General features: G+C 70.9%; 9 protein-coding genes. 4 read left to right on the top strand and 5 right to left on the bottom strand.

Annotated elements, in window-relative coordinates; translation table 11 throughout:
- Nucleotides 1–12: 12 nt before the first annotated feature.
- The 4 genes from araA to LEL83_RS00400 form a co-directional block, all read right to left on the bottom strand.
- A complete protein-coding gene (gene araA / locus LEL83_RS00415; RefSeq protein WP_225557296.1) occupies nt 13–1,548 on the bottom strand; it encodes an L-arabinose isomerase in 1,536 nt (511 codons plus the stop codon).
- Nucleotides 1,545–2,255 (bottom strand): L-ribulose-5-phosphate 4-epimerase, encoded by a 711-nt coding sequence (locus LEL83_RS00410; RefSeq protein WP_198656534.1) that lies wholly within the window; start codon nt 2,253–2,255, stop codon nt 1,545–1,547. The genes araA and LEL83_RS00410 overlap by 4 nt, the downstream gene beginning before the upstream one ends.
- Nucleotides 2,252–3,955, bottom strand: coding sequence for a xylulokinase (locus LEL83_RS00405; protein ID WP_225557295.1), 1,704 nt, complete (start codon nt 3,953–3,955; stop codon nt 2,252–2,254). The genes LEL83_RS00410 and LEL83_RS00405 overlap by 4 nt, the downstream gene beginning before the upstream one ends.
- Before the next feature lie 556 nt (nt 3,956–4,511).
- A complete protein-coding gene (locus LEL83_RS00400; RefSeq protein WP_225557294.1) occupies nt 4,512–5,510 on the bottom strand; it encodes a LacI family DNA-binding transcriptional regulator in 999 nt (332 codons plus the stop codon).
- Between the two features lie 174 nt (nt 5,511–5,684).
- Between LEL83_RS00400 and LEL83_RS00395 the strand changes: the two genes are divergently transcribed.
- Nucleotides 5,685–7,694 (top strand): glycoside hydrolase family 127 protein, encoded by a 2,010-nt coding sequence (locus LEL83_RS00395; RefSeq protein ID WP_225557293.1) that lies wholly within the window; start codon nt 5,685–5,687, stop codon nt 7,692–7,694.
- Between the two features lie 93 nt (nt 7,695–7,787).
- Here LEL83_RS00395 and LEL83_RS00390 read toward each other — a convergent pair whose 3' ends face one another.
- Nucleotides 7,788–8,837: a LacI family DNA-binding transcriptional regulator gene (locus tag LEL83_RS00390; RefSeq protein WP_198656538.1), complete on the bottom strand. Its 1,050-nt coding sequence runs from the start codon at nt 8,835–8,837 to the stop codon at nt 7,788–7,790.
- Nucleotides 8,838–9,018: 181 nt separating this feature from the next.
- Between LEL83_RS00390 and chvE the strand changes: the two genes are divergently transcribed.
- The 3 genes from chvE to mmsB all read left to right on the top strand — a co-directional run bounded on the left by chvE (nt 9,019) and on the right by mmsB (nt 12,975).
- Nucleotides 9,019–10,152: a multiple monosaccharide ABC transporter substrate-binding protein gene (chvE, locus tag LEL83_RS00385; RefSeq protein ID WP_225557292.1), complete on the top strand. Its 1,134-nt coding sequence runs from the start codon at nt 9,019–9,021 to the stop codon at nt 10,150–10,152.
- Nucleotides 10,153–10,256: 104 nt separating this feature from the next.
- Nucleotides 10,257–11,807, top strand: coding sequence for a multiple monosaccharide ABC transporter ATP-binding protein (mmsA, locus tag LEL83_RS00380; RefSeq protein ID WP_225557291.1), 1,551 nt, complete (start codon nt 10,257–10,259; stop codon nt 11,805–11,807).
- Entirely contained in the window at nt 11,794–12,975 is a 1,182-nt protein-coding gene (gene mmsB / locus LEL83_RS00375) for a multiple monosaccharide ABC transporter permease (protein ID WP_198656541.1), read from the top strand. Before mmsA ends, mmsB begins: the two co-directional genes overlap by 14 nt.
- Nucleotides 12,976–13,034 lie beyond the last annotated feature (59 nt).

Raw genomic sequence — 13,034 nt, 5'->3', positions numbered from 1 at the left:
GTCCCGACTCCTCTAGAAGCCGCGGTCGAGACGGTGCCACGTCTGCTGGAGACGCAGCTCGTCGCGGAAGCCGCGGGAGGTGGTGTGCTCGTCGATGACCAGGAACTCCGTGCCGACCATCGTCGCGAAGTCCTCGACGACCTGCAGGCCGACCGCGGTCGTCATGACGGTGTGGTGGGCGGCACCGGCGGTGAGCCAGGCCTCCGCGGCGACCGGGAACGACGGACGCGGCTCCCAGACCGCGCGACCCACGGGCAGCTTCGGCAGGGCCTCGGTCGGGGGCACGACGTCGACGACGTTCGCGGTGAGGCGGAAGCCGTCGCGGGTGTCGGACAGCGCGACCACCACGGCCTCGCCGGCGTCGGCCGTGAAGACCAGGCGGACCGGGTCGTCCTTGCCGCCGATGCCGAGCGGGTGGATCTCGAGCGTCGGCTTCGTCGACGTGAGCGTCGGCGAGACCTCGAGCATGTGCGCGCCGAGGATCTTCTCGGCGCCCGGGGTGAGGTCGTACGTGTAGTCCTCCATCAGGGAGGCACCACCGGGCAGCCCCGCGCCGGCGACGGCCATCGCGCGGACCAGGACGGCGGTCTTCCAGTCACCCTCGGCACCGAAGCCGTAGCCGTCGGCCATCAGGCGCTGGACCGCCAGACCGGGCAGCTGCTTGAGCGTGCCGAGGTCCTCGAAGTTCGTGGTGAACGCGGCGCTGCCGTTCTGCTGCAGGAGCGTGCGGAGGCCGAGCTCGATGGCGGCGCCGTCGCGGAGCGCGGCGTGCCGCTCGCCGCCGTCGCTGCGGAGCGACGGGTCCACGTCGTAGTCGCGCTCGTACGTCGCCACGAGCGCGTCGACCGCTGCCGTGTCCGCTGCTGCGGCGTCGACCGCTGCCGCGAGCTCGTTGACCGCCCATGTGTTGACCTGCACGCCGAGCTCGATCTCGGCCTCGGTCTTGTCACCCTCGGTGACGGCGACGTAGCGCATGTTGTCACCGAAGCGGGTCAGCTTCAGCTCACGGACGGCCGCGGCGCCGGCGGCGGCACGGGTCCAGTCGGCGACGCGCTGCTGCACCCGGGGGTCGGACACGTGCCCGATCGCCGTGGCGTGCCGGACGCCGAGGCGGGCCAGCATGTACCCGAACTCGCGGTCGCCGTGCGCGGCCTGGTTGAGGTTCATGAAGTCGAAGTCGATGTCCGCCCAGGGCAGCGCGACGTTCGCCTGCGTGTGCAGGTGCAGCAGCGGCTTCGTCAGCGCGGTGAGCCCGCCGATCCACATCTTGGCCGGGCTGAACGTGTGCATCCACGTGGTCACACCGATGACCTTGTCGTCGGCGCTCGCCTCGATGAGGGCGCGGCGGATGCCGTCGGCGTCCTTGAGCACGGGCTTCCACACGAGCTTCACGGGCAGCGATCCCGCGAGCGACTCGTGCACGGCGCGGCTCTGCTCCTCGACCTGGCGCAGGGTCTCCTCGCCGTACAGGCCCTGGGAGCCGGTGAGGAACCAGACCTCGTAGCCGTCGAGTGTGGCCTGGGGGTCGACGGTGGTCTCCTGCGTCATCGCATGGCTCCTTCGGGGTTCTGTCCGTAGACGTTCTGGTAGCGATCGAACAGTCGATCGATGTTCTCGGGGGCGATCGGGACGACCTCGCCGCCCTGCTTGGCGATGTGCACGGTGCGGGCGACGTCCTCGCACATCACGGCGGCCTTGACGGCGTCCTTCGCGTCCTTGCCGATCGTGAACACGCCGTGGTTCTGCATGAGGACCGCGCGGCTGCGGTGGCCGCTCAGCGTCTCGACGATGCCGTGGCCGATCGAGTCGTCGCCGATGATCGCGAACGGGCCGACCGGGATCGGTCCGCCGAACTCGTCCGCCATCGCCGTGATGACGCACGGGATCTCCTCGGCACGGGCCGCCCACGCCGTCGCGTAGGTCGAGTGGGTGTGCACGACGCCGCCGACCTCGGGCATGTTCCGGTACACGTAGGCGTGCGCGGCCGTGTCGGAGGACGGGCCGTGCTCGTTGCCCCACCCCTCGGCGGGGACGCCGTCGAGGGTGCAGACGACCTGGTTCTCCGGCGTCAGGTCGTCGCTCGACACCCCGCTCGGCTTGATGACGAACAGGTCCGTGCCGGGCACGCGCTCGGAGACGTTGCCGCCGGTCCAGATCACCAGGCCGTAGCGGACGAGTTCGCCGTGCAGCCGGGCGACGCGCTCCCGCGTCGCCGCCACCGCCTGGCGTGTGGTCTCGTCGATCGCGTCCGTCATCGGGTCACTTCCTCTGTCTGGAGGCGCGGGTCGGCGCCGTCGGTCTGCTCGGTCGGTCCGGTGGTCGCGCTGGGGCGGGTCGCCGCCGCGGCGACGTCCTGCACGGGCAGTGCGGCCCGGTAGCGCTCCAGGTACGTCTGGAACCCGGCGACGTCCGTCGGCTCGGGTTCGGCCACGTGCACGGCGTCCCCGCCGAACACGGTGTCCGACAGGTAGTCGGCGAGCTGCTGGTCGGTGTGCTCGAGGTACGCGGCCAGCACGGCGATCCCCCACGCGCCGCCCTCGCCCGCGGTCTCCTCGAGCGCGATCGGCACGCGCAGGGCCGCCGCGAGCAGCCGCTGCGGGGCACCCGGCGTGCGGAAGAGCCCACCGTGCGCGGTCATCCGGTCGACCTGCACCTGTTCGCCGTGCAGGACGTCCATGCCGATGGCCAGGGTCGCGAAGGCGCCGTGCACCTCGGAGCGCACCAGGTTGCCGAGCGTGAACCGTGCGCCGGGGGTGCGGAGCAGCAGGGGTCGGCCGTCCTCGACGCGGGTGACGGGTTCGCCGGCCAGGTAGTTGAAGGACAGCAGGCCACCGGCGTCGGGGTCGGTGTCGTCCGCGACGGCCTCGGCGAGCAGGGTGGCGTACACGTCGTCGATGCCGATCGCGGCCGTGCCCGATCGCGCACTCGAGGCCTCGGCGAACCGCCCGAACACGCGGGCCCAGCTCGCGATCTCGCTCGCGCCGTTGTTGCAGTGCACCATCGCCACGGCGTCGCCGGCCGGGGTGGTGACGACGTCGAGTTCCTCGTGCGCGGTGGTGAGCGGCTGCTCGAGCACGACCATCGCGAAGATGCTCGTGCCGACGCTCACGTTGCCGGTGCGCGGTGCGACGGCGTTCGTCGCGACCATACCGGTGCCGGCGTCGCCCTCGGGCGGGCAGAGCGGGACGCCGGGTTCGAGCGTGCCGGTCGGGTCGAGCCAGGCCGCACCCTCGGGCGTCAGGGCGCCGGCGTCGGCACCTGCGACGAGGACCTCGGGCAGCAGGGACCGCAGGTCCGGCACGCCGATCAGGTCCTGGGCGGTGGCGAGCATGGCCTGGTCGAAGTCCTTGGTGCCCGGGTCGCCGGGGCCGCTGTCGACGGGGCCGCCCTCGATCGGGAACACCCCGGAGGCATCGCCCACACCGAGCACGTCCCGACCGGTGAGGCGTCGGTGCACGTACCCCGCGAGCGTCGTGACGCCGGCGATCTCGGCCACGTGCGGCTCGTCGTCGAGGACCGCCTGGTACAGGTGCGCGATCGACCATCGCAGCGGGATGTTGAAGCCGAGGGCCTCGCTGAGCCGTTCGGCCGCGGGGCCGGTGGAGGTGTTGCGCCAGGTGCGGAACGGCACGAGCAGCTCGCCCGACGCATCGAACGCCAGGTAGCCGTGCATCATCGCGCTGACGCCCGCCGCCCGGAAGGTGGTCGGGCGGACGCCGTACTGCGACTCGACGTCGGCGACGAGGGCGGCGTACGCGGCACGGAGTCCGGTCTCGACGGCCTCGAGCGAGTAGGTCCAGCGGCCGTCGACGAACTCGTTCTCCCACTCGTGCGAGCCGGCGGCGATCGGCACGAGGGCCTCGTCCACCAGGCAGGCCTTGATGCGGGTGGAGCCGAGCTCGATCCCGAGCGTGGTGCGGCCGTCCACGACCTGCTGTCGGCGGTCGTCGCCCATGCGTTCCTCCAGAACCTCGTCGTCCTCAGTGAGCGCTCACATCCTGGCACGTGAGCGCTCACACGTGCAACGTGCGGCGCGCCGGGTGCCGCGCCGGACCGGCCGGAACACCCCGCTCACTTCCCCCGACCGGTTACCAACCGTCGTCCGGCACATCCGCAGCCGACCGTTCCCGACCACTCGACGTCCCACCCACGGCAGGTCGTGACCGCTCGACGGATGAGAGTGACGACGTGGATCGACCGCCGGGCGCCCCACACCCGTGCGAGTCCCGACCACCCGACGCCCGCACCCGCGCGAGCCCCGACCCCCCGACGCCCGCACCCGCGCGAGTCCCGATCCTCCGAACCACGACACGCCGAACGACCGCGCCCCGGACGGTCACGACACCCCGCTGCCGCACCATCGAGCGGTCAGGACCTGTCGGCTGGGGGTGCGCCGAGCGACGAGTCGTGACCGCTCGGCCGCGGGTGACGGGGTGTCGTGACCGCTCGGGAGCGGACGCACCGGCACCAGGCGCGGCACCACCAGCACCGGCACCGGCCGGCACCGGCATCTACGCGCCGACGGTGCTCTCGCGGATGACGAGCGACGGGGTGACCGACGCCGACGAAGCCGTCCCGCCGTCGATGAGCGCGAGCAGCGCCTGCCCCGCCACACGCCCGAGCTCCTCGAGCCGCAGGTCGACGGTGGTCAACGGCGGCCGGCTCGCCAGCGCCATCACGTCCCAGTCGTCGAACCCGGTCACCGCGACGTCCCCGGGGACCGTGCGACCGAGCTCCCGCAACCGATCACACACACCCCGCGCGATCTGGTCGCTGCCGCACACGATCGCGTCGACGTCGAGCGACTGCCGCGTCAGCACGTCCACGGCCTGTCGTCCCCACCGCTCGGACCACTCGCCGTACAGCGGTTCGCCGACCGACCGGCTCCCGAGCACGGCCGTGGCGCCCTCGACCCGTCGGACCGCGGAACGAGCCCGGGCCGGACCGGTCACGATCGCCACCCGCGACCGCCCGAGCGACAGCACGTGCGACGCCACCGCCGCCGAGCCCGCGGCGTCGTCGAGCGTGACGGAGACGTCCTGCGCCGAGGTCGAGGGAGTGAACGCGTAGACGACCGGGATCGACACGTCGATCGGGGGCCGGGCGTCGGCGGAGCGGCCCGTCACGATGATGCCGTCGACCCCGCGGGCCGCCAGGGAGCGCAGGTAGTGGGCCTCACGCACGTGGTCGTCGCGGGTGTCGCACAGCAGCACGGCCATCTGCCCGGCGGACAGGGCGTCCTCGGCACCGAGCAGCACCGGGATCGAGAACCGGCCGAACGAGTCGGTGGTGATCATGCCGACCGTGTAGGTCCGGCCGGACGACAGCGCGCGGGCCCGGGCGTCGCCGACGAAACCGAGGCGCTCGGCGGCGTCCTTCACCCGCTGCCGGGTCGACTCCCGGAGCTGCCCCGTCCCGTTGAGTGCCTTCGACGCGGTGCCGATCGACACCCCGGCGAGCGCCGCGACGTCGGTGATCCGGACGGGCTGCCCGGTGCGCTCCAGGGTCACGGCAAACCCCTTTCCGCTGATCGACAGGTGACCACGATCATACGGAACCGGTGCGACGGAGCCCTTGCGCGCCTCCAGACCGTGTCGTACCGTCGGACGCAGAAACCGTTTTCCGCACCACGGCCCACCGGGTCCGGCGCCGGAGGCGGCGCCGTCACATCGCAAGGAGGCGACATGACCACCACGCTCGCGACCGATCGCGGGGCGCGCACCGCGACGCCGGCCCTGCCGACCGCCGGGGCGCACCTGGCGTTCCGGCCACTGCCGGCCGGCGACGCTGGGATCACGGGCGGGTTCTGGGCGCTGCGGCAGGAGCGCAACGGTCGCGACGCCGTCCGCAGCGGCTACCAGCAGCTCGACGCGGCCGGCAACTTCCGGAACCTCCGCATCGCCGCGGGGGTCGAGGAGGGCGAGGCCGTCGGCCCGATCTTCATGGACTCCGACGTGACGAAGTGGCTCGAGGCCGTGGCCTGGGAGTACGGACGCGCCCCGGCGCAGGACCTGCTCGACCTGCAGCGCGAGGTCACCGCCCTGGTCGCCCAGGCGCAGGCGGACGACGGGTACCTCGACTCCGTGCAGCAGGTGCGCGGTGGCGGCGAGCGCTACACGGACCTCAAGTGGAGCCACGAGATGTACTGCGCCGGGCACCTGTACCAGGCGGCCGTCGCGCAGCACCGTGCCACCGGCGACACCGGGTTGCTCGACGTCGCGATCAAGAACGCCGACCACCTGGTCCGCACGTTCGGCCCCGGTGCCGACCGGACGCAGGACATCGACGGGCACCCCGTCGTCGAGATGGGTCTGGTCGAGCTGTACCGCGAGACGGGGACCCGCGCCTACCTCGACCTGGCGCACTGGTTCGTCGACGCCCGCGGGCACGGCATCATCGAGCGCGCGGGTGGCGAGCCGACGTACTTCTCCGACCGGGTGCCGGCGCGGCAGGCCACCACCGTCGAGGGGCACGCCGTCCGCGCGGTCTACCTGGCCGCGGGTGCGGTCGACGTGGCGATCGAGACCGGCGACACCGAGCTCCTGGCCGCGAGCGAGCGCCAGTTCGCCGACATGATGGCGACGAAGGCGTTCATCACCGGGGGCCTCGGGGCGCGCTGGGACTGGGAGGCCTTCGGCGACCCGTACGAGCTGCCGACCGACCGCGGCTACGCCGAGACCTGCGCGGCGATCGGTGGCGTGCAGTGGGCGTGGCGGCTGCTGCTCGCGACCGGAGAGCCCGGCTACGCCGACGCGATCGAGCGCCTGCTGTACAACGCGTTCCTCGCCGGGGTGAGCCTGGCGGGCACCGAGTACTTCTACGTCAACCCGCTGCAGCAGCGTGATCACGCGCACCAGGACGAGAACCGCTCCCCCGCGCACGGCCGCCGAGGCTGGTTCGACTGCGCCTGCTGCCCGCCGAACATCATGCGGACGTTCGCGAGCCTCGACGGGTACCTGGCCACCGCGACCGACGGCGGACTGCAGATCCACCAGTACGCCACGGCTGACCTCGGCCCCGTGCGGGTCGAGACCGACTACCCGCACGACGGCCGTGTCCGCGTCACGGTCACCGAGGACGGCCCGCTCGCCCTCGGTCTGCGGATCCCGGCATGGTCGGACACCACGAGCGTCACCGGGCCGGACGGTGTCGACAGCCCGGCAGCGGGCACCCTGCACGTCGTCGACCGCGACTGGACCGCCGGCGACACGGTCGAGCTCGTCTTCGACACGACGCCGCACCGGTACGTCGCCGACTCCCGGATCGACGCGGCCCGCGGGCAGGTCGCCATCGAGCGCGGTCCCCTGGTGTACGCCGTGGAGCAGGCAGACCAGCAGGGCTTCACGGTCGACGACCTGACGGTCGACGCGACCGCGACGATCACCGAGGAACGCCGCGACGACCTGCTCGACGGCGTCGTCACGCTGCGCGTGCTCGGGTTCGCCCCGGCGGCACACGAGCAGTTCGCGTGGCCGTACCGACGGCTCGATGCGGCCCGGGAGGGAGGCGCAGCTCCCGCCGTGCACGCGACCAGCGTCGACGACGTGGCCGGCTCCGCCGGGGCAGCCACGGGCCTCCGGTCCGGCGCAGGTGCGGAGGCTGCGTCACCCGTGACGGCGGTCGCCGTGCCGTACTACGCGTGGGCGAACCGGGGTGCGGCGCCGATGCGCGTCTGGCTGCCGCTGGCGCGCTAGCCGGCCGGGCGCTCGGCGGGGCCGGCGGGCCCGGGGTAGGCCGCCGGCGCGTCGCGCGACCTCGGAAGCGCCCGGGGTCCGCACCGCGCGGCGCTACGCGCTCCGGCGCACCACGAGCTCGGGCGCGAGCAGGGTCTCGTCGCGGGGCTCCCCCTCGACCAGGGCCCGCACGGCGTCGAGCACCCGCTCCCCCATCGCCCGGAAGTCCTGCCGCACCGTGGTCAACGGCGGAGTGAAGTGCGCGGCCTCGGGGACGTCGTCGAACCCCACCACCGCGATGTCGTCGGGGACGCGCAGCCCCTCGTCCGCGAAGGCGTGCAGCACCCCGAGCGCCATCTGGTCGTTGCCGGCGAACACCGCGTCGACCGTCGTCACGTCGATGTGCCGTGCGGCCGCGAACCCGCTCGCGGGGGTCCAGTCGCCCTCGAGCACGACCGGCTCGAGCCCGGCGTCCTGCATGATCCGCACGTAGGTGGCACGGCGCACCTCGGACTCCTGCGACACGTGGGGCCCGGCGATGTGCACGATGCGTCGGTGCCCGGAGTCGAACAGGTGCTGCATCACGAGCGAGGTGCCCGCCGCCTGGTCGATCGCGACGGCCGCGACACTCGGCGCGACCGGGGCCCGGGCGGCATCGCGCTGCACGGCGTTCGCCACCACGACGGGCACCGTGACCGGCACCGTGAGCGAGGCCAGGGCGTCGAGCACCCGGTTGTCGGCGGCGACCAGGACGATCGCGGCGACGTCCTGCGCGAGCAGTGTCGTCAACGCGCCGGACAGGTCGGACGGCGTCGGCTCCTCCGGCAGGGTGGAGAGCAGCACGTGGTACCCGGCGGACCGCGCGGCCCGCTCGAACCCGATCGCGGTGCTCGACGGCCCGTACAGGGCGTCGCCCGCGGTGATGATCCCGAGCGCGCGGCTCCGACCACCGGCGAGCGCGCGGGCGGCGGCGCGGGGCCGGTACCCCAGGGCGGTGACGGCGTCGGCGACCTGACTGCGGAACTGCTCGCGCACCGTCGGGTCGCCGTTGATCACCCGCGAGACGGTCTGGTGGGACACGCCGGCCCGTTCGGCGACGTCGAAGATCGTCGGCGCCTTCCGGCGCTTGCCGCCCTTGCCCCCGGGGGCGGTCGTGGTGGTCACGTCGCCAACCGTACCGCCCGGTCCCGCCGACGCGACACGACCGCGGTTCGGGTACGCGAGTTGACACCCCGGTACGGAACCCGCAGTATGTGAGCGCTCACACGAGCGCATCCCGCGGGGCACAGCAGCCCCGGCACCCGAGCGCGTCGAGGACGACGCGAGAGGAAACAGAGGTACTTCGATGATGAAGCGCAGGATCATCGCGGGGGTCGCGGCCCTCGGCATCGCGTTCTCCCTGGCAGCGTGCTCGGCCGGTGGCCGTGCATCCACCGAGGGCGGCGGTGATGGCGGCGACGCCAACAAGGGCGCCCTCGTCGGCGTCGCGATGCCGACCAAGGTCTCCGAGCGGTGGATCAAGGACGGCGACGCCGTCAAGAGCGACCTCGAGAAGGCCGGCTACAAGGTCGACCTCGAGTACGCGGACAACAAGATCCCGCAGCAGGTCCAGCAGGTCAGCAACATGATCACGAAGGGCGCGAAGGTCCTGATCGTCGCGTCGATCGACGGTGGTTCGCTGTCCGACCAGCTCGACGCCGCCGCCAAGGCCGGCATCAAGGTGATCTCGTACGACCGCCTGCTCACCGGCAACAAGAACGTCGACTACTACGTGTCGTTCGACAACGAGAAGGTCGGCGTCGACCAGGCGAACAGCCTGCTCACCGGCCTCGGCGTGCTCGACGACAAGGGCGAGAAGACCGACGAGAAGGGTCCGTTCAACATCGAGGTGTTCGCCGGTTCGCCCGACGACAACAACGCCACGTTCTTCTTCAACGGCGCGATGAAGACCCTCAAGCCCTACATCGAGGACGGCACGATCACGATCGGCTCCGGCCAGGACGGCTTCACCCAGGCCGCCACGCAGCAGTGGGACCCGGCGACCGCCAAGGCCCGCATGCAGAACCTCGTCGCCAAGTCGTACTCCGGCGGCACGAAGCTCGACGGTGTGCTCTCGCCCTACGACGGCATGTCCATCGGCATCATCTCGGCACTGCAGGGCGCCGGCTACGGCACCGACAGCCGTCCGCTCCCGGTCATCACCGGGCAGGACGCCGAGGCGGCCAGCGTCAAGTCGATCATCAAGGGTCAGCAGTACTCGACGATCTACAAGGACACCCGCCAGCTCGCCGAGAAGTCGGCGCAGATGGCCGAGGACCTGCTCGCCGGCAAGGAGCCGGAGGTGAACGACACCGAGACCTACGACAACAAGGTCAAGGTCGTCCCCACCTTCCTCTTCCAGCCCACCGTGGTCACGAAGGACAACTACCAGAAGGTCCTCGTCGACTCGGGCTACTACACCGACGCCGACCTGAAGTAGGTCGCAACCCATCTGTCGGACAGGAGGCGCGGTGCCGGACCGCACCGCGCCTCCCGTCCGTCCCCACCTGCGCGCCCTGGCGCGCACTACGGAAGGCGGTCGACGTGACGGACACCATCCTCGAGATGCGTGACATCACCAAGACGTTCCCCGGCGTCAAGGCGCTCCAGGGGGTCTCCATCGAGGTCGAGCGTGGCCAGGTCCACGCGATCTGCGGTGAGAACGGCGCCGGCAAGTCGACGCTCATGAAGGTGCTGTCGGGCGTCTACCCGGCCGGCTCCTTCGAGGGCGAGATCCTGCTCGACGGCCAGCCCGTCCGGTTCTCGGACATCAACGACTCCGAGGCAGCCGGTGTCGTCATCATCCACCAGGAGCTGGCGCTCAGCCCGTTCCTGTCGATCGCCGAGAACATCTTCCTCGGCAACGAGCGCTCCACGGGCGGCTTCATCGACTGGAACAAGACGAACCTCGCCGCCGCCGAGCTCCTGCAGCGCGTCGGGCTCAAGGACAACCCGGTCACCAAGATCGTGGACATCGGTGTCGGCAAGCAGCAGCTCGTCGAGATCGCGAAGGCGCTGTCGAAGCAGGTGAAGCTCCTCATCCTCGACGAGCCCACCGCCGCGCTGAACGACGACGACTCCGCGCACCTGCTCGAGCTCATCCGCTCGCTGCAGGCCGAGGGCATGACGGCGATCATCATCAGCCACAAGCTCAACGAGATCAAGGCGATCGCGGACAAGGTCACGATCATCCGCGACGGCAAGACGATCGAGACCCTCGACATGCACGCCGACGACGTCTCCGAGGACCGCATCATCCGCGGCATGGTCGGTCGCGACCTGTCCACGCGCTACCCGGAGCACGAGTCGAAGGTCGGCGAGGAGCTCCTGCGGATCGAGGACTGGACCGTCCACCACCCGCTCGACGCCTCGCGCGAGATCATCCACCAGGCGAACCTGACCGTCCGTGCCGGCGAGATCGTCGGCATCGCGGGACTCATGGGCGCCGGACGCACCGAGCTCGCGATGAGCGTGTTCGGGCAGTCGTACGGCACCGGCATCAGCGGCACCGTCTACAAGCGGGGCACCCCGATCAAGACGAACACGGTGACGCAGGCCATCGACAACGGCATCGCCTACGTCACCGAGGACCGCAAGCGCTACGGCCTGAACCTGATCGACGACATCAAGCGGAACGTGTCCGGCTCGGCGCTCGGCAAGCTCGCCAAGTGGGGCTTCGTGAACGCGTCCCACGAGACGACCGTCGCCGGCAGGTTCCTGCGGGACCTCAACATCAAGGCCCCGAACGTCGACGTGCTGACCGGCAAGCTGTCCGGCGGCAACCAGCAGAAGGTCGTGCTGTCGAAGTGGATGTACGCCGATCCCGACGTGCTCATCCTCGACGAACCCACGCGCGGCATCGACGTCGGCGCGAAGTACGAGATCTACACGATCATCAACCAGCTCGCCGACCAGGGGAAGGCGATCATCGTGATCTCCTCCGAGCTCCCCGAACTGCTCGGCATCTGTGACCGCATCTACACGCTCTCCGAGGGCACCATCACGGCTGATGTGCCCCGCTCCGAGGCCACGCCCGAGGTCCTCATGCAGTACATGACCCAGGAACGGGAGACCCCTGTCAATGAACGCGCTTAAGTCCGCCGCCGGCTACCTCACCGGGCAGCTCCGACAGATCGGCCTGTTCATCGCGCTGATCGTCATCGTCATCTTCTTCCAGGTGACGACGAGCGGCATCACGCTGGCACCGATCAACGTCACGAACCTGGTCGTCCAGAACAGCTACATCCTGATCCTCGCCATCGGCATGGTGATGGTCATCATCGCCGGGCACATCGACCTGTCCGTCGGGTCGGTCGTCGCCTTCACCGGCGCCATGGCCGGCGTGATGATCACGCAGTGGGGTCTGCCCTGGCCCGTCGCGGTGGTCCTCTGCCTGGTCCTCGGCGCCCTGGTCGGCGCCTGGCAGGGCTTCTGGATCGCCTACTTCGGGATCCCGGCGTTCATCGTGACCCTGGCGGGCATGCTCGCCTTCCGCGGTGCCGCGCAGATCGCCCTGCAGAACCAGCAGATCTCGCCGTTCCCGGACGGGTTCCGCTCGCTCGGCTCCGGCTTCCTGCCCTCGTTCGGCACCTCGGGCTACGAGCCGCTCACGATGATCCTCGGCATCGCCGCGGCGGCCATCATGGTCGGCGTCGCCTTCCGCGGCCGTGCGACCCGTCGCAAGTACCAGCTCGAGAGCGAGCCGTTCGTCTGGTTCATCGTCAAGCTCGCGTTCGGTGTCGCGCTCGTCATCTACGTCGCGCTGCTGCTCGCCAGCTACAACGGCACCCCGATCGTGCTCGTCATCCTCGGCCTGCTCGTCGTCGTGTACTCGGTGATCATGCGGAGCGCCGTGTTCGGTCGCCACATCTACGCGATCGGTGGCAACGCCCTGGCCGCGCAGCTGTCCGGTGTGAAGACGAAGCGCGTCACGTTCCTGCTGTTCGTCAACATGGGCGTCATCTCGGCGCTGGCCGGCGTGGTCTTCACCGGCCAGCTCAACCTGGCCTCGCCGAGCGCGGGCAACGGGTTCGAGCTCGACGCCATCGCCGCGGTGTTCATCGGTGGCGCGGCCGTCACCGGCGGTATCGGCACCGTGCCGGGCGCCATCATCGGTGGTCTCATCATCGGCATCCTGAACAACGGCATGTCGATCCTCGGTGTCGGCACCGAGTTCCAGTCCCTGATCAAGGGCCTGGTGCTGCTCGCCGCCGTCGCGTTCGACGTGTTCAACAAGCGCCGGGCGGCGTCCGCGCGCAAGTAACGCGTCGGAGTCACCCCCGCCGAAGCGACAGAAGTGCACGGAACAGCCGTGCACTTCTG

The organism is Curtobacterium oceanosedimentum (assembly GCF_020297365.1).
In the GTDB taxonomy this organism is placed as follows: domain Bacteria; phylum Actinomycetota; class Actinomycetes; order Actinomycetales; family Microbacteriaceae; genus Curtobacterium.
This window is presented reverse-complemented; position numbering and strand designations above follow the sequence as displayed.